This window comes from Stenotrophomonas sp. YJH_SMC_65 (genome assembly GCF_059369475.1).
In genome coordinates, this window is sequence record NZ_JCAFSR010000002.1 from 183,306 (window position 1) to 198,431 (window position 15,126).

At 67.8% G+C, this 15,126-nt stretch carries 17 protein-coding genes; 8 read left to right on the top strand and 9 right to left on the bottom strand.

What is annotated here, in order from left to right:
* Positions 1-27 precede the first annotated feature (27 nt).
* From AC5P7A_RS03860 to AC5P7A_RS03880, 5 genes are read right to left on the bottom strand one after another with little or no spacing between them, the layout of a single operon-like run.
* Positions 28-324 carry a c-type cytochrome gene (locus AC5P7A_RS03860; RefSeq protein ID WP_032961525.1) on the bottom strand — a complete coding sequence of 99 codons (297 nt, stop codon included), beginning with the start codon at positions 322-324 and terminating at the stop codon, positions 28-30.
* 18 nt (positions 325-342) lie between these two features.
* Positions 343-1,206: a sugar phosphate isomerase/epimerase family protein gene (locus tag AC5P7A_RS03865; protein ID WP_049441124.1), complete on the bottom strand. Its 864-nt coding sequence runs from the start codon at positions 1,204-1,206 to the stop codon at positions 343-345.
* Between the two features lie 19 nt (positions 1,207-1,225).
* Positions 1,226-2,350, bottom strand: coding sequence for a Gfo/Idh/MocA family protein (locus AC5P7A_RS03870; protein WP_197574588.1), 1,125 nt, complete (start codon positions 2,348-2,350; stop codon positions 1,226-1,228).
* Positions 2,351-2,362: 12 nt separating this feature from the next.
* On the bottom strand, positions 2,363-3,580 hold the full coding sequence (locus AC5P7A_RS03875; protein WP_014646305.1) for a nucleoside permease: 1,218 nt from the start codon (positions 3,578-3,580) through the stop codon (positions 2,363-2,365).
* 27 nt (positions 3,581-3,607) lie between these two features.
* Positions 3,608-4,660, bottom strand: coding sequence for a sugar phosphate isomerase/epimerase family protein (locus AC5P7A_RS03880; RefSeq protein ID WP_049441133.1), 1,053 nt, complete (start codon positions 4,658-4,660; stop codon positions 3,608-3,610).
* Between the two features lie 95 nt (positions 4,661-4,755).
* On the opposite strand from AC5P7A_RS03880, the gene AC5P7A_RS03885 reads away from it, so the two are divergent.
* From AC5P7A_RS03885 to AC5P7A_RS03900, 4 genes are all read left to right on the top strand, one after another.
* Positions 4,756-5,763 carry a LacI family DNA-binding transcriptional regulator gene (locus AC5P7A_RS03885; protein WP_046429416.1) on the top strand — a complete coding sequence of 336 codons (1,008 nt, stop codon included), beginning with the start codon at positions 4,756-4,758 and terminating at the stop codon, positions 5,761-5,763.
* 144 nt (positions 5,764-5,907) lie between these two features.
* Positions 5,908-6,960, top strand: coding sequence for a sensor domain-containing diguanylate cyclase (locus tag AC5P7A_RS03890; RefSeq protein ID WP_329768370.1), 1,053 nt, complete (start codon positions 5,908-5,910; stop codon positions 6,958-6,960).
* Positions 6,961-7,066: 106 nt separating this feature from the next.
* Positions 7,067-8,092, top strand: coding sequence for an AI-2E family transporter (locus AC5P7A_RS03895; protein ID WP_032961540.1), 1,026 nt, complete (start codon positions 7,067-7,069; stop codon positions 8,090-8,092).
* A gap of 164 nt (positions 8,093-8,256) precedes the next feature.
* Positions 8,257-9,999: a GGDEF domain-containing protein gene (locus tag AC5P7A_RS03900; RefSeq protein ID WP_164109901.1), complete on the top strand. Its 1,743-nt coding sequence runs from the start codon at positions 8,257-8,259 to the stop codon at positions 9,997-9,999.
* A gap of 9 nt (positions 10,000-10,008) precedes the next feature.
* On the opposite strand, the gene AC5P7A_RS03905 is transcribed toward AC5P7A_RS03900, so the two are convergent.
* Positions 10,009-10,515, bottom strand: a complete 507-nt coding sequence (locus tag AC5P7A_RS03905; protein WP_495219903.1) for a PaaI family thioesterase — start codon at positions 10,513-10,515, stop codon at positions 10,009-10,011.
* Between the two features lie 36 nt (positions 10,516-10,551).
* Positions 10,552-10,989 carry a hypothetical protein gene (locus AC5P7A_RS03910; RefSeq protein WP_046429425.1) on the bottom strand — a complete coding sequence of 146 codons (438 nt, stop codon included), beginning with the start codon at positions 10,987-10,989 and terminating at the stop codon, positions 10,552-10,554.
* Positions 10,990-11,274: 285 nt separating this feature from the next.
* On the opposite strand from AC5P7A_RS03910, the gene AC5P7A_RS03915 reads away from it, so the two are divergent.
* Positions 11,275-11,706, top strand: coding sequence for a pyridoxamine 5'-phosphate oxidase family protein (locus tag AC5P7A_RS03915; RefSeq protein ID WP_046429427.1), 432 nt, complete (start codon positions 11,275-11,277; stop codon positions 11,704-11,706).
* A 38-nt stretch (positions 11,707-11,744) separates the two neighbouring features.
* On the opposite strand, the gene AC5P7A_RS03920 is transcribed toward AC5P7A_RS03915, so the two are convergent.
* Together AC5P7A_RS03920 and AC5P7A_RS03925 are read right to left on the bottom strand one after the other, a co-directional pair.
* Complete coding sequence (locus AC5P7A_RS03920) at positions 11,745-13,139, bottom strand: DUF2867 domain-containing protein (RefSeq protein WP_495219904.1); 1,395 nt, start codon at positions 13,137-13,139, stop codon at positions 11,745-11,747.
* Positions 13,140-13,163: 24 nt separating this feature from the next.
* Entirely contained in the window at positions 13,164-13,475 is a 312-nt protein-coding gene (locus AC5P7A_RS03925) for a metalloregulator ArsR/SmtB family transcription factor (protein ID WP_004147836.1), read from the bottom strand.
* Between the two features lie 129 nt (positions 13,476-13,604).
* Between AC5P7A_RS03925 and AC5P7A_RS03930 the strand changes: the two genes are divergently transcribed.
* From AC5P7A_RS03930 to AC5P7A_RS03940, 3 genes are all read left to right on the top strand, one after another.
* A complete protein-coding gene (locus AC5P7A_RS03930) occupies positions 13,605-14,186 on the top strand; it encodes an NMCC_0638 family (lipo)protein (protein WP_046429431.1) in 582 nt (193 codons plus the stop codon).
* Between the two features lie 209 nt (positions 14,187-14,395).
* Positions 14,396-14,863 (top strand): DUF2975 domain-containing protein, encoded by a 468-nt coding sequence (locus AC5P7A_RS03935; RefSeq protein WP_041864087.1) that lies wholly within the window; start codon positions 14,396-14,398, stop codon positions 14,861-14,863.
* Positions 14,863-15,087 (top strand): helix-turn-helix domain-containing protein, encoded by a 225-nt coding sequence (locus tag AC5P7A_RS03940; protein WP_012479411.1) that lies wholly within the window; start codon positions 14,863-14,865, stop codon positions 15,085-15,087. Before AC5P7A_RS03935 ends, AC5P7A_RS03940 begins: the two co-directional genes overlap by 1 nt.
* The last annotated feature ends 39 nt before the right edge of the window (positions 15,088-15,126 follow it).

A 15,126-nucleotide genomic window follows, 5' to 3' on the forward strand; every position in this document is an offset into this window, starting at 1 on the left:
CATGCGGCTGGCGTGGCCGCCGGCCGCTTACTTCGCCAGGTAGCTGGCGATATCGTCGATCTCCTGCTGTGACAGCTGGGAGAAGGGCGGCATCAGGCCGCCGCCCTTGCTGATCTTTTCCTTGATCTGTGCAGGTGCCATGCGCTTGCCGATGTCGGTGAGTGCCGGGAACGCGCCCGGCATGCCCGCGCGATCGGCGCCGTGGCAGGCCACGCAGTTCGCGGTGTAGAGCTTTGCTCCCGCAGCCGGGTCGCCCTTGCACCAGGCGGCTGTCGCAACACTCATGCCGCCCAGGGCCACCGCCATTGCCAGGATCATTTTCATGTGGGGCTCCTTGATGCGTCAGCGCCGCGCACGGGCAGGCGTATTGGTGGTCAGGTGTTCACGCAGATAGTCGGCGCCGGCCTGGACGACCTTGGCCGGCTCGCGTGGCTGGTCGTGCTCGATGATGTACCAATGCACGCCGGCGCCCCTCGCAGCAGGCAGGATCGTGTTCCAGTCCAGTACGCCCTGGCCGACCGCAGCGAATCCGCCTTCGTCTTCGGCCTGGCCCTTGAGCGCATTGTCCTTGGCGTGTACCGCGAATACGTGGCCGCGGAACTTTCCCAGCATCACCGCCGGGTCCAGGCCCGCACGCGCGACCCAGGCCAGGTCCAGCTCGGTCTGCAGGTCGGGGCCGGCGGCGGCAAACAGCAGTTCCAGCCCGGTCCTGCCATCGAAGTCGACCAGCTCGAAGTCGTGGTTGTGATAGGCCAGGCGCATGCCCTTGCCGCGCACCTGTTTCGCGATCCGGCCCAGTTCCTGTCCCAGGGCGGTCCAGCCGGCGGCATCGCTCGGGCGTTCCTTCCTGTCCAGGTACGGCACCACCAGCGTGGTGTTGCCGATCGACCGGTTGAAGGTCACCACCCCATCCAGGTTGCTGCGCAGCTCGGCCAGCGGCACATGCGATGAAATGGCCTTGATCGAATACCGGTCCAGCAGCTGCTTCAGTTCCGCGGCACTGACGTTCTGCGTGCCGACGGTTTCCACCGCGTGCACACCGGCATCGTGGACGATCTTCAACTGTTGCTCGAGCGAGCCGGCATCGCGCAGGGTGTACATCTGCACCGCTATCGGCTTCTGCGCGCTGGCGGCTTCGACTGCGAAGGCGGGCAGCGCCGCGAGCAGCAGGACGAGGCTTGCACTTCGACGGACAAGGGCTTTCATCAACAGATCCTCCCGGGATTCAAACGATGGTGGTCCAGGCGCGTGACCTGGCCGATGCAATGACACGATCAACGATCCGCGCCGAACGCATGCCGTCCTCGAAGGTGGGCAGGCCGTCCGGTTGCTCGCCGTCGATAGCGCGATAGGTGTCGGCGACAAACGCCTCGAAGCACTGGGCGTAGCCCTGCGCGTGCCCGGCCGGCAGCACCGACAGCCGGCGCTGTTCGGCAGTGCCCGCGCCGGGCCCGCGCACGAAGATTTCCTCGCGCTGGTCGGGCAGGCCGATCCACAGCCGCTCGGCGTCCTCCTGGTCGAAGGCGATGCTGGCGTTGGCGCCGTCGATCTCGAACCAGAGGCGGTTGCGGCGTCCGGCCGAAACCTGGCTCACCGTCAACGACGCCAGCGTACCGGCGCCGGTCCTGAACATCGCCGTTGCCACGTCCTCGCTCGCGACCGCCTGCGTCGCGCCGTTCGCTGCCGGTGTGCTGAAGCTCTGGCCGGTGACGGCGCTGCGTTCGGCGATCACCGTGGCAAACGCCGCGTTCACTTCGGTGAAGCGCTCGCCACTGACCCATTCGACCAGGTCGCACCAGTGCGAACCAATGTCGGCGAACACGCGCGAGGTGCCGCCCAGCGCCGGGTCCACGCGCCAGTTGTTGCTGGCCGGGTCCAGCAGCCAATCCTGCAGGTAACTGCCATGGATCAGGTGCAGCGGCCCCAGGTCACCCTGGGCGATGCGTGCACGGGCCTCGCGCACCACCGGGTGGTAGCGGTAGACGAAGGGGACGGTGGCAACCAATCCGGTCGAGGCGGCCAGTACCGCCAGCGCCTGCGCATCGTCCAGCGTCGTCGCCAGCGGCTTCTCGCAGATCACGTGCTTGCCGGCTTCCAGCGCAGCCTGTGCCATGGCGCGGTGCAGATGGTTGGGCGTGCACACGTGCACCACCTGTACCTGCGGATCGGCGATCACCTCCTCGATATCCCGGTAGGCGCGCGGGACATTCCAGGAGTGCGCTGCCTCATGCGCGCGCTGCGGTGACGAGGCGGCCACGCCGCGTACCTCGGCGCCGGCGAGCAAGGCCGCGCGGCGGTGCACGGCGCCGATCATGCCGGTGCCGACGATGGCGATTCCAAGCTTGGGCATCGACGGGGATCCTCAGGGTGTGGAGGGCGCGGCCGCAGCCGCCGGCCGGTCGCGGAACAGCAGCAGGAAGGCGACCAGCACCACCAGCGCAACAGCGGCCGGGAACAGCCAGATCTGCTGCCAGTCGGGACCGGCCTCGGTGGTGAAGTGCTCCACCACCGCGCCGGACAGGAAGGTGCCGATCAACATGCCCACGCCATAGGTGGCCAGGGTGATGAACCCCTGTGCGCTGCTGCGCGCGGCAGGGCCGGCATGTGCATCGGTGTAGATCTGGCCGGTGACGAAGAAGAAGTCGTAGCAGATGCCGTGCAGCACGATGCCGATCACCAGCAGCGGGAAACCGCCACCTGCATCGCCGAAGGCGAACAGCGCGTAGCGCACCACCCAGGCGGCCATGCCGACCGCCAGCATGGTTTTCACCCCCAGCCGAACGAACAGGAACGGCATGGCCAGCATCAGCAGCACTTCGGAAACCTGGCCCAGCGACTGCAGGCCCGCCGCGCCGCGCACGCCGAGGTCGTTGAGATAGGGATTGGTGAAGTTGTAGTAGAACGACAGCGGGATGCAGATGGCGATGGAGGCCAGGAAGAACACCAGGTAGGCGCGTGACTTCAGCAGCCGCAGCGAATCCAGCCCCAGGATCTGCCCCAGCCCGGCATCGCGCTGCTGCGCCAGTGGCGGTGTGTGCGGCAGGGTGAACGCATACAGCCCGAGCACCAGCGACGCCGCCGCCGCCATCCGGAACGTCAGCTCAAGCCGATGCGCCTGTTCCCAGCCCAGCCAGCCGATCAGCACGCCCGCCACGATCCAGCCGATGCTGCCGGCCACGCGGACCAGCGGGAACTGCTTCTCGGGTGATTGCATGTGCCGCATGGCCACGCTGTTGGCCAGTGCCAGGGTCGGCATGAACAGCAACATGTAGCCCATGACGCACGCAGAGAACATGCTGAAGCTGGTTGCCGTGGACGCCAGCCACATCAGCGCGGCACCGGCCAGATGCAGTACCGCAAGAATGCGCTGCGCCGCGAAGTAGCGATCCGCGATCAGCCCGACCAGGAACGGCGCCACGATGGCACCGATCGACTGGCTGAGGAACGCGGTCGCCACCTGGCTCGCGCTGGCCTGCAGCGGGCCCTGCACCAGGTAGGTGCCCAGGGTGACGAACCACGCCCCCCAGATGAAGAACTGCAGAAACATCATCGCGCCCAGGCGCGACATGGCGTGCGTCATGGCTTGCCCTCCCGGGGCGGTCTTGGCTCAGATTCCCAGCATGCGGTGCAGTGATGCGGCGTCGGTGCCACTGTCGGCGAAGTCATCGAAGGCGCGTTCGGTCACGCGGATGAGGTGGTCGCGGATGAAGGCGGCACCCTCGCGCGCGCCGTCTTCCGGGTGCTTCAGGCAGCACTCCCATTCCAGTACCGCCCAGCCGGGGAAGTCGTACTGCGCGAACTTCGAGAAGATCGCCTTGAAGTCGATCTGGCCGTCACCGGGTGAACGGAACCGGCCCGGACGGTCGATCCAGTCCTGGTAGCCGCCGTACACGCCGCTGCTTGCGCTGGGGCGATGTTCCGCGTCCTTGACGTGGAAGATGCCGATGCGCGCGTGGTAGCGGTCGATGAAACCGAGGTAATCCATCTGCTGCAGCAGCAGGTGGCTGGGGTCGTACAGGATCTTCGCGCGGGGATGGTGGTCGACCTCATCGAGGAAGCGCTCGAAGGTTGCACCATCGTGCAGGTCCTCGCCCGGGTGGATCTCGAAGCACAGGTCAACGCCGCAGGCATCGAACGCATCCAGGATCGGGCGCCAGCGACGGCCGAGTTCGGCGAAGGCTTCTTCCACCAGTCCCGGCGGGCGCTGCGGCCAGGGGTAGAAGTAGGGCCAGGCCAATGCACCGGAGAACGTGGCATGCGCGGTCAGCCCCAGGCGCTGGCTGGCCTGCGCCGCCAGCCGCAGCTGCTCCACCGCCCAGGCCTGGCGGGCGGCCGGGTTGCCGCGCTTGTCCGGTGGCGCGAATCCGTCGAACAGGCTGTCGTAGGCAGGATGGACGGCAACCAACTGCCCCTGCAGGTGGGTCGACAGTTCGGTGATCTGCAGGCCGTGCCCGGCCAGCATGCCGGCAATGTCGTCGCAGTACGCCTGGCTGCGCGCCGCCTCCGCCAGGTCGAACAGGTGGGGCGCGGAGGTGGGGACTTGTACGCCAGAATAGCCCAGACCCGCGGCCCATCCGGCCAGCGTGTCCAGCCGATCAAAAGGAGCTGTGTCGCCGATGAACTGCGCCAGGAACAGCGCTGGACCCTTGAGCGTCTTCAACGTGATTCGCCCTCGATGCAATCGATTGCATTATCCTAGCAGGGGCTTACGCAGGACCTGTTGTGCAGTGCACAGCGGGCAGGAGGACTAACGCCATGGCCACCATCTACGACATCGCAAAACACGTCGGCGTGTCCGCCGGTACGGTGTCGCGCGCGCTTTCCCGGCCGGACAAAGTGCTGCCGGCCACCCGCGCGCGCATCGAGCAGGCCGCCGCCGCACTGGGCTATGTGCCCAACACGGTGGCGCGCACGCTCAAGACCCAGCGCAGCGGCAAGATCCTCGTCACCGTCCCGGACATCGCCAATCCGTTCTTCGCGCAGATCCTGCAGGGGGCGGAGGAGGCCGCGCAGGCGGTGGGCTATGCGGTCCTGCTGGGCGATACCCAGCATCAACCCGACCGCGAGGAGCGCTACGCGCAGATGCTCCGGCGCAACGAGGCCGACGGCATGATCGTGCTGGGCCATCGCCTGCCACCGACCGCGCGCGAGATCGTCGAGCAGCGCGGCGCCGCCGCACCGGTGGTCAACGGCTGCGAGTTCGACCCCGCGCTGGGCATCCCCAGCGTCCACATCGACAACGCCGCCGCCGCACGCGCGGTGATGGAGCATCTGTACGGGCTGGGACACGAACGGATTGCGGTGGTCGGCGGGCCGCCTGACAACCCCCTGCACCAGCAACGGCTGGAAGGGGTCCGCGCGGCCGGCAAGGCGCGTGGCCGCCTGCGCCAGCTGAGCATCGTGCCGGGTGACTTTTCCGTGGAATCCGGCCATGCAGCGGCGATGGCGCTGCTGGATGGCACGGCCGCGCCGACCGCGGTGTTCTGCTTCAGTGACCAGATGGCACTGGGTACCCTGGCCGCTTGCCGGGACCTGGGCATCCGCGTGCCGGACGAGCTGTCCGTGGTCGGCTTCGATGATCTGGCGTCCTCCCGCTACCTCACGCCCCCGCTGACGACCATCCGGCAGCCGATGCGGGAGATTGGCGAGCGTGCGGTCAACCTGCTGCTCGCCATCATCGAGCACGTCGATGTGCCGCTTCAGCAGACGCTGGAGTTCAGCTTCAAGCTGCGTGGCTCGACGGCTGCGCCCCGCCCCGGGTAACCACGGGGAGCGGGAGGGGCAGCGGCAGCGGCCCGCGCGATATCGCGCAACCTTGATCCCGAATTGACGCAAAGCTGTCAGACTCATCGCAGGCAGCCCGGCAAGGGCCGTAGCACCAGGTGCGATCGCGCAAGGGGGTCGGCAATGCCATTCTTCACCGATTCGGCGGAAGGCGCGGTCGAAGGCATTGGCGCGGCACGTCGCATCGGCTGGATGCGTTTCGTCGGCAATGGGCTGGGGGCGATCCCCATCGCTTCGATCATGCTTGAACGCCAGGACGGCGGGCTGGCCTGGATCCTGCTGCTGCTCAACGCGCTGGCGTGGCCGGCACTGGCACTGCGGCTGACCCAGCGCTCCCGCCAGCCGGCGATCGTCCAGTTCCGTTGCATGGTGGCCGACTCCTTCTTCGGCGGTGGCTGGATCGCCTTCATGGCGTTGAGCGCGGTGCCCAGCGCACTGTTCGCCGCGCTGCTGGTGGCCGACAAGATCGCCGCCGGTGGCGTGCGCCTGGCGATGCGCGCCACGCTGGCCCTGCTGCTGGGCTTCGCACTCACCTGGTGCTTGCTCGGCTTCCCTTACCAGCCGGTCACCTCGCAGCGCACGATCGTGCTGAGTGTCCCGTTCCTGTTCGTGTATGGCATCGGCCTCAGCATTCTCAGCTGGCAGCTGGCGCGCCGGGTCAAATCGCAGAACCGTCAGCTGCAGCGGCTCAGCCGGATGGACCCGCTGGTCGAGCTGGCCAACCGTGGCTTCCTGATCCTGCGTGCGCAGCAGGCGCTGGACCGGGCACAGGGCCAGGGCGGTTCTGCCTGCCTGCTGATGCTCGATGTGGATGATTTCAAGCGCATCAATGACTCGCATGGCCACCGCGCCGGCGACGAGGTACTGCGGCATATCGCGGCGACATTGCGCACCTTTGCCCGGCCCGGTGATACGCCCGCGCGGCTGGGGGGCGATGAGTTCGTGGTGCTGCTGCGCGACTGCGCACCCGTCGATGCGATGCACGTGGCCGAGCGGGTGCGCCTGCACCTGCTGGAGGCCGCGCAGCAGGCCACGCCGGGCGTGGAGTTCAGCGTCAGTATCGGCATTGCCGCCACACCGCGTGGCGGCAGTGTCGAGGACTGGTTGGCACTGGCCGACCGCGCGCTGTACCACGCCAAGCGGCAGGGCAAGAACACGGCCAGCTACGGCGAGTGAGTGCGGCACGGCCGCCGCCGAACGAGGGTGAAATGCCGGTTCATCCTGCACGCGGAATCGGCACGCCAATCCTCTACCATGGGCCACCCCGCCCGGACGCGCTCCCATGCAAGACGCTCTCGTTGCCCAGCCCAAGCCCCCCATTCCAAGGATCGCGGCGTGGCTGATGATGCTGCTGGGCATGTGGCTGGCGCTGAAGCTGGGCCTGGTGGTGACCCTGCTGTCCGGCCTGCTGGTGTTCCAGCTGACGCACGTGCTGGCCTCCACCGTGGAGGGCAAGCTGCCGCCGGGGCGGGCACGGGCGATCGCAGTGATCGTGCTGTCGGCGATCATCATCAGCGGGCTGGTACTGGCCGGCATCGGCGTGGCCTCGTTCTTCCGCAACGAGACCGGCGGCCCGGACGCATTGCTGGCGCGCCTGATGGAGATCCTCAACACTTCGCGGCACCAGGTGCCGGCGCTGCTGCAACCCTACATTCCCGAAGACATGCCGGCGTTGCGCGCGGCGCTGAACGACTGGGCCGCCGAGCACCAGCGGCAGCTGGGCGTGGCCGGTACCTCGGTGGTACAGGTCGGTGTGCGCGTACTGATCGGTATGGTGCTGGGCGCGATGATCGCGCTGTATGACGAACTGCCGCTGCCGAAGATGGGCCCGCTGGCGCAGGAGCTGGTCGGGCGCACCAGCCGCCTGGCCACCGCGTTCCGCCAGGTGGTGTTCGCGCAGGTGAAGATCTCGCTGCTCAACACCGTGTTCACCGCCATCTTCCTGCTGGGCGTGCTGCCGTTGTTCGGCGTGCACCTGCCGCTGTCCAAGACCCTGGTGCTGATCACCTTCCTGGCCGGCCTGCTGCCGGTGGTGGGCAACATCATTTCCAACACGATCATCGCCATCGTCGCGCTGTCGGTCTCGTTCTATGTGGCGGTGGCGGCGCTGCTGTACCTGATCGTGATCCACAAGCTGGAGTACTTCCTCAACGCGCGCATTGTCGGTGGCGAGATCCAGGCGCGTGCCTGGGAGCTGCTGCTGGCCATGCTGGTGATGGAGGCGGCCTTCGGCCTGCCGGGCCTGGTCGCCGCACCGGTGTTCTATGCCTACGTGAAGCGCGAACTGGTCGACCAGCGCTGGATCTGACGCGGCGGGGCATGACGTAATTTGCCCCGATTCGACAACCCGTGCGGCCTTTGTCGGTGTGTTCGCGGCGGGCGCGGTATACCCATGGCAACGATTGATCCGGTAGCGGCTTGGCGCCTGTGCAGGCGGCCGCTACAGTGTTGTGCACTACAGGGGAAATGTGCATGGCCCGCAAGGCGTCGCCCATCGGATTGCGGACCTGGGTCTGGATCCTGGCCGGGCTGTTCGTAGTCTGTACGCTGCCATTGATGGCCATCGCGCTGGTGCAGGGCACGCTGCGCTTCACTGCCGCCGAGGACAACCTGGTCAGCCTGCGCCAGCTGCGGCAGACCTTCGACCTGGCCAACCTGGTGTCGGCCGAGCGCGGCCCCGCCAACAGCCTGCTCGGGGCCAACACGGCCGATGCGGGCGAACAGGCCCGGCTGGCGGCGGAGCTGGCAGTCGCGCGCAAGCGGGTCGATACCGCCCTGCAACGCCTGGACACCGTGTTCAACGCTGACCCGGGCGTGGTCGACGAACACGGGCTGCTGGCCGATGCGCAACGTCGCCTGCAATCGGCGCGGGCCGCGGTGGACCGGGTGGCGGCACAGCCGCATGGCGCGCGCCAGGTGGAGGACGTGGAGCGCGCGATCAGCAGCATGTTCGCCGTGGTTGATCGCCTGCACGTGCTGACCTCGGCGCAGATCAACGTGCTGGTCAGCGCCGACCGCGAAGCGGCGATTCCGGCGATGCAGGGCCAGGTGCTGATCGACCTGCGCGAGCATGGCGGCCGCCTGGCCTCGAACGTGATGGCGCCGGTGGCGGTACCGGGGGCCTGGCGTGACGAACAGGTGCGGGCGGCATTGCAGACCGAAGGCCGCCTGCTGGAGCTGTGGCGGCTGGCAGGCAGCCATGAAGCGGTGTTCCGCAGTGATCCGGCGCTGTCCTGGCATTGGGACATGGCGCGCCGGCAGTTCTTCGGCGAATCGCTGCCGATGATCGAACAGTTGATCGAGGATGGCCGGCGCGGCGTGCCGCCGCCGTGGACCACCGCCGAATTCACCACCCGCTACGTGCCGACCCTGCGGTCGCTGGAAGCGCTGCGGGACGGCTACCTGAGCGTGTCCATCGCCCGTTTCGAACGCACCCGCAATCGCGAAGCGACGCGCCTGGTGGTGCTGGTGGCGACGGTGCTGGGCACGCTGGTGGTGCTGGGCGTGGCGCTGCGCATCGCGCATCTTCAGATCCTGCGGCCGCTGCTGCAGGCGCAGAAGCAGGTCATCCAGATCGCCTCGGAAGCGCCCGGCCCGGAGCAGCATGTGACCCACCCGCTGGCCGAGATGCAGCGCCTGTTCGATGCCATCGAAGTGCTGCGCGAGAAGTCGCGCGAGCGCTCGGCATTGACCAGCGAGCTGCGCCAGCTGGCCGGCACCGATGAGCTGACCGGGCTGTTGAACCGGCGCGCGCTGGACGAGTTGGTGCAGCAGCGTCATGCCGACGGTGGCAACAGCGCGGTGGTGATCCTGCTGGACGTGGACCGCTTCAAGGCGATCAACGATGGCCACGGGCATGATGCCGGTGACGAAGTGCTGGTGCAGGTGGCGCAGCTGCTGCAGCGCCACCTGCGCCGCAGCGACAGCATTGCCCGCTATGGTGGCGAGGAGTTTCTCGTGTTGCTGGCCGACGGTGATCTGGCCGGTGGCCGCCAGCTGGCCGAGTCGCTGCGGGTGGCGCTGCAGCGGCTGGACATCGCCCTGGTCGGTGGCAAGGTGCTGCGCGTCACCGCCAGCTTCGGTGTGGCCGAGGGCGGCACCGACGCGCTGGGCTGGCGCACCCTGCTGCGTGCCGCCGACGCGGCCATGTACCAGGCCAAGGCGCAGGGCCGCGACCGCGTGCGCGTGGCCGGCGGCGGCCGCAACGCACGTTGACGGCACCCATCAGCCGATCTGCGCATGCACGCGCCGCAGCGTGCGCGCAATCATCCGGCGCGCGATGGGACGCGGCACCGAGAGTCCACGCCAGCGCAGCGCACCCACGCGGAAGGTGGCGCTGGCAGTGGCCAGCACCTTGCCGGCCGGGTCGGTCAGCCAGCCGCGGGTGAAGGCGATGCTGCCCTTGCTGTGCTCGACTTCGCCCCAGCCGATGATCCGCCCGGGCCGTGCGGGGCTGACGAAACTGGTCTTGGATTCGACCGTGACCGCGATGCGGTTGGCAGGCAGGGTGGCGTAGATCGCTGGCCCCATGCAGGCGTCCAGCATCGCTGACAGGAAACCGCCCTGCACGTTGCCCATCGGGTTGGTGAGCACCGGCCCGGCCTCGAACTCGACCTGGATGCGGCGCAGTGCATCGTCGTAACCGACGAAGCGCCAGCCGAGCAGGGTGCCGGCCTGGGAGCGTGGAAGATCACCGTTGACCACGCTGTAGAAGATCGATTCGGGATTCATCGTGGAGCCTCGCGGGGGAGAGGGGAGAAAAAGAACTCACTGCGGTAGCGACAACAGGGCCAGCACGAATCCGATGACCGACAGCAGCACCACCGCGGCGCCGGCGGGCACCGGTGTACGCGCACCGGTGCGTCGCCGCACGCCGGAAGCGACCAGGACCGGCGGCAGGGTGGCGACCAGGCAGAACAGCTGGAACGCCAGCAGCTGCGGCAGTGCGAAGTGACCTCCGAAGAAGATCAACCAGGCCAGCATCACGCCGGCACCGGCCAGTGCGATCCAGGCAGCGCCGACCACGCGGATGAGTGCCATCAGCAGCACCTGCATGCGGGGGTCGATCTGTGCCCACGGCCTGTCCACGGCCTGGCCGTGGTAGGGCATGAAGTCGGAGCGTTTCAGATAGGCCGCAGCAAACAGGCAGACAATGAAGAACGCCAACAGGTAGCAGCCGAACGCGAGCCAGGCGGACAGGTCCATGTGGAGGCCATGCGGTTGCGGAGGAAAGGCCGCGTTTGTACCGGCAGCCATGCCGGTCGCGCCACGGGGTTGCGCGATTCTGGGGCAGCACGCCGTTAGGGGCGTGTCGCGGCTTGCAGGGCCGTTCCTCCATCTGCCGTTAACGCCAGTGTGGTGGTGAGGAATGCGTCACGTACGCGCCATGCGCTCTATCTCGTTTCCTGTGAAGAGGCCGCAACTACCCCTCCACGCCCAGGTCACCGCGCTGCGCAGACGCTGGGATTCCATTCCATGAAGGACGACGCCATGACCCAGCTCACCCTGCCCGAACTGGCCAGGAAAATGGCCGGCATTGATTTCAGCCTGCTGCAGACCCACGCCGGTGGAGAGATTGCCGGCCGTCCGATGAGCAACAATGGCGACGTGGACTATGACGGTGACAGCTGGTTCTTCACCACCGAAGACACCGACATGGTGCGCGAGATTGAAGCTGACCCCGCCGTTGCGCTGGGTTTTTCCGGCAGCAAGTCGCTGCTGGGCAAGCCGCCGCTGTTCGTGCACGTGCAGGGCAGGGCTGTGCTGGTGCGCGACCGGGCCACGATGAGCCAGCACTGGGTGAAGGACCTGGAGCGCTGGTTCGAACAGGGCGTGGATACACCGGGACTGGTGCTGATTCACGTGCGCGCCAGCCGCATCCACTACTGGGATGGCGAGGACGAGGGCGAAATCGTGATCTGACCGGAACCGCGCAGCGCCCGGCGCATCGCGTTCCAGGGTCAGCAGCGCGCAGGGTGTGCTGCCGGATCCTCAAGGTTGGCCAGTTCCGGTGCCAAGGCGTGCTCCACCGCACGCCGCAGCAGTGCCGGTGCGACATAGTGCCGGTGCCCGGCGTCGATCAGGGCCATGTACAGGCCGCCGAACGCATTGAGGGTCTGCACGCGTGAGCCCAGGCTGATCTCGACATGTCCATCGCGATGCCGCTGCACGCGCACGCTGCTGCGGAAACGCAGGTGCCGATCGTCGGCGCCGAGCAGGACTTCGGCGTCGTTGTCCTGCGTATCGATGTGCGAATCCAGCACCGGGAATCGACCAGCGAACAACCGGCTGCGATCGGTCGACAGCAATGACGACACCGGGCATCCCAGCGGCGACGTGCGCAACCGCAACGGTGCCACCAGTCGGTTTCGCAGCGCCATCAGCTGGCCTACGCCGCTGGGTGGATTGCGCAGGAAGCCCTCCAGTACGTCGGCCAGCAGCGCCGACGCGGAACGGTGGACCACCTGCGAGGGTTCCAGGCACAGGGTGGTCAGGTCCTGGTAGTGGCTGTGCGGCAGCGCTGTGGTCAGCAGGCCATCGGTGGGCGCGGGCCGCGAATGGATGGGATAGGCCGGTGTGGCACGTTCGACGAACCCGCGCAGCGGCCGCATGGGGATGCGGCGCAGCGGGCCGAGCAGGGCACGGGTACGCGCGCACAGGTGCGCGCACACGCTGGGAGGTGCCGCCTGCAGCGACAGCTGCAACAGCGGTGCCGCCGCAAGCGAGGTGCACGAAGGCCAGTACGATTCCGGAAGCACCTCGGTCAGGCTGGGGATATCGGCGGCATTGCGCTCCACCTGCGCACGGGTCTGCTCGCTCATTCGGCCTGCCAGTTCATCGCTGTGGCAGGACAGCGCAAACAGCGCCGGATGTGCAGGATGGTTCGACGCGAACTGGTGCCAGGTGCCGCCGCCGAAGCGCACGGTAAACAGGCAGTCCGGTGGGATGCGGACGCGCCGGAGCGTGCGCGCGAAGGCACCAGGACCTGCTGCCAGCTGCGCGTCGGAGGCGGTAGCGAAACGCAGCTCGGCTCCCGCGCTGCCGGCGATGGCGGTGAACATGCGCGGGCCTGCATGGCGATGAAACGGGTGGCCACCGGCACCGACGGTGAAGCTGTACAGCGAGGAGGCATCCCCGTGCTGCAGGTGCATGCCACCCAGTCGCGCCGAAGGTTCATCCAACGCATCGATGAAGGCCGGGTGGTGGCGCTGACGCTGGCCGGCGTCACTCACCAGCGCGTCGCCGGCACCGATGCCGAGCTGCGCGATCAGGGTGACTTCGGTCGGACTGCCGCCGTCCTGTGCCGGAAGCTGCACTGCTGGAAACGAACGGCGATCGCGGGTCGAACCAGGCATCGTCATGCTCCTTGGCGGGGCGGATCAGCGGGCGGGGGACTTGCGGCGGGCGCGGGCTTCACGCTTGAGCGGGCCGCCGACCGGGCAGACTTCGGCCGCCCACGAGAACAACGTGTTGGCCAAACGGTCGGGTACCTGCCTGAAGTACACGAACTGGCCGCGTTTCTCGCGTTCGATCAGTCCGGCTTCCTCGAGGATGCGCAGGTGGCTGGACAACGCCGGCTTGCTGAAGTCGAAGCGCTCGGCCAGCTCGCCCGCGCTGAGCTCGCCGGCGCTGAGATAGGCCAGGATCTGCCGGCGGGCGGTGGAGGCAAGGGCTTCGAAGATGCGGTCCATGGAGAGCTAGTTAACTAATTCGTTAATTCATGTTGCTCCCGCAGCTTAGGACTGTCAAGCCATGACCCATTGCGCGGCGCGCCCGGGCTTTGCCATCCTCCCTGCTGTTTTCCGTAGCGTGGAATCCCGATGCGTCCTGCGTTCTGGCTGGCTTTGGCCCTGCTGCCCACCCTGGCGGTGGCGCAACCCGCGCGTACTCCCAAGGCCAAGGCCCCGGCGCAGGATCCCTTCAGCGAGTTGTTCGATACCGCCTGCATGCAGCACATCGGCGCGCCGGCGCGGTTGCAGTCGCTGATGGAATCCAACGGGCTGTCACCGCTGCAGCCTGCCGAAGCGGCAACGTTGCTGCAGGGGCAGTCGGGCGTGGCCTGGATGGTGCCGCTGGCCAGCGGCCGTTATGCGGTCAGCTGGGCCGACGACGGCACCTGCTCGGTGTATGCGGAAAAGGCCGATGCGGCGGTGGTGCAGAAGGGCTTCGCACGGCTGGTGCAGGCGGCACCGAAGCCATTGCAGGCGCGCTCGCTGCCGGGCCGTGGTCCGCTGTCGGCCGACCAGGTGGCGATCCAATACGGCTGGGCCACGCCGGGGCAGGCCAAGCTGCAGGTGCGCTTCCGGCTGGTGACGCGGCAGGCGGCCGAGGCCGGCGTACAGGCGATGGCCTCGGTGACGCCGGGGGACGCGATGCTCGAACCCGCGGCTCCCACCCCGTAACGCCTGCCGGGGCCCGCGCCCAGCCGGTGGACCATGCCCGCGATTCAGCCTTTCACGCAGGATGTGTTATATCGTTTATCGATAAATCCACCCTGGGGCGGCGAGGCCACCCCAATGCCGGAGGCCGCTTGACCGCTCGTCCCGCCCGCGCCAGACCCGCGCGAGGCTTGTTCACCCTGGCCCAGGCCGCCGTACAGGCCGTCCGGGCGATGTGCTGGCTGGGCATCCTGGCCGCACTGCTGGCGGTGCCCCTGGTCGCCCATGACCGCCGCTGGCTGCTCGACAGCGTGCATGACGCCGAGGCCGCCGCCGCGCATGGCAACGACCTGTTCCTGCACTTCTGCCTGGGCCTGGGCGCGATCGTCGCGCTGCTGGTGCTGTGCCTGCTGTTCCTGCGCCATCTGCTGAGGCTGCTGAAGTCGGCGGCGCGCGAGCGGCCGTTCACCCATGCCAATGCACAGCGCCTGCAGCGCATGGCCTGGCTGATGCTGGCAATGGAACTGCTGTCGATCCTGATCGGTGCCTACGCGGCCTGGATGGGCCCGGATTTCACCTGGATGGAGGTGGGCGGCGGCATGTCGATCACTGGGCTGGTGGCGGTGCTGATGCTGTTCGTGCTCGCACGCGTGTTCGCCGTGGGCGCGGCGATGCGCGATGACCTCGATGGTGTCATCTGATGGCGATCGTCATCACCCTGGACCGCATGCTGCAGGCACGGGGCATGACCCTGTCCGAGCTGGCCGGGCGCATCGACATCACCCTGGCGAACCTGTCGATCCTGAAGACCGGCAAGGCGCGAGCCATCCGCTTTTCCACGCTGGATGCGATCTGCCGCGAGCTGCAGTGCACGCCCGGCGACCTGCTTGGGCATGACCCGGCGCAGGCGCAGGATGCCGACTGAGTGGACGCCCTTTTCCCTTACCCACTGACGAAACGGACC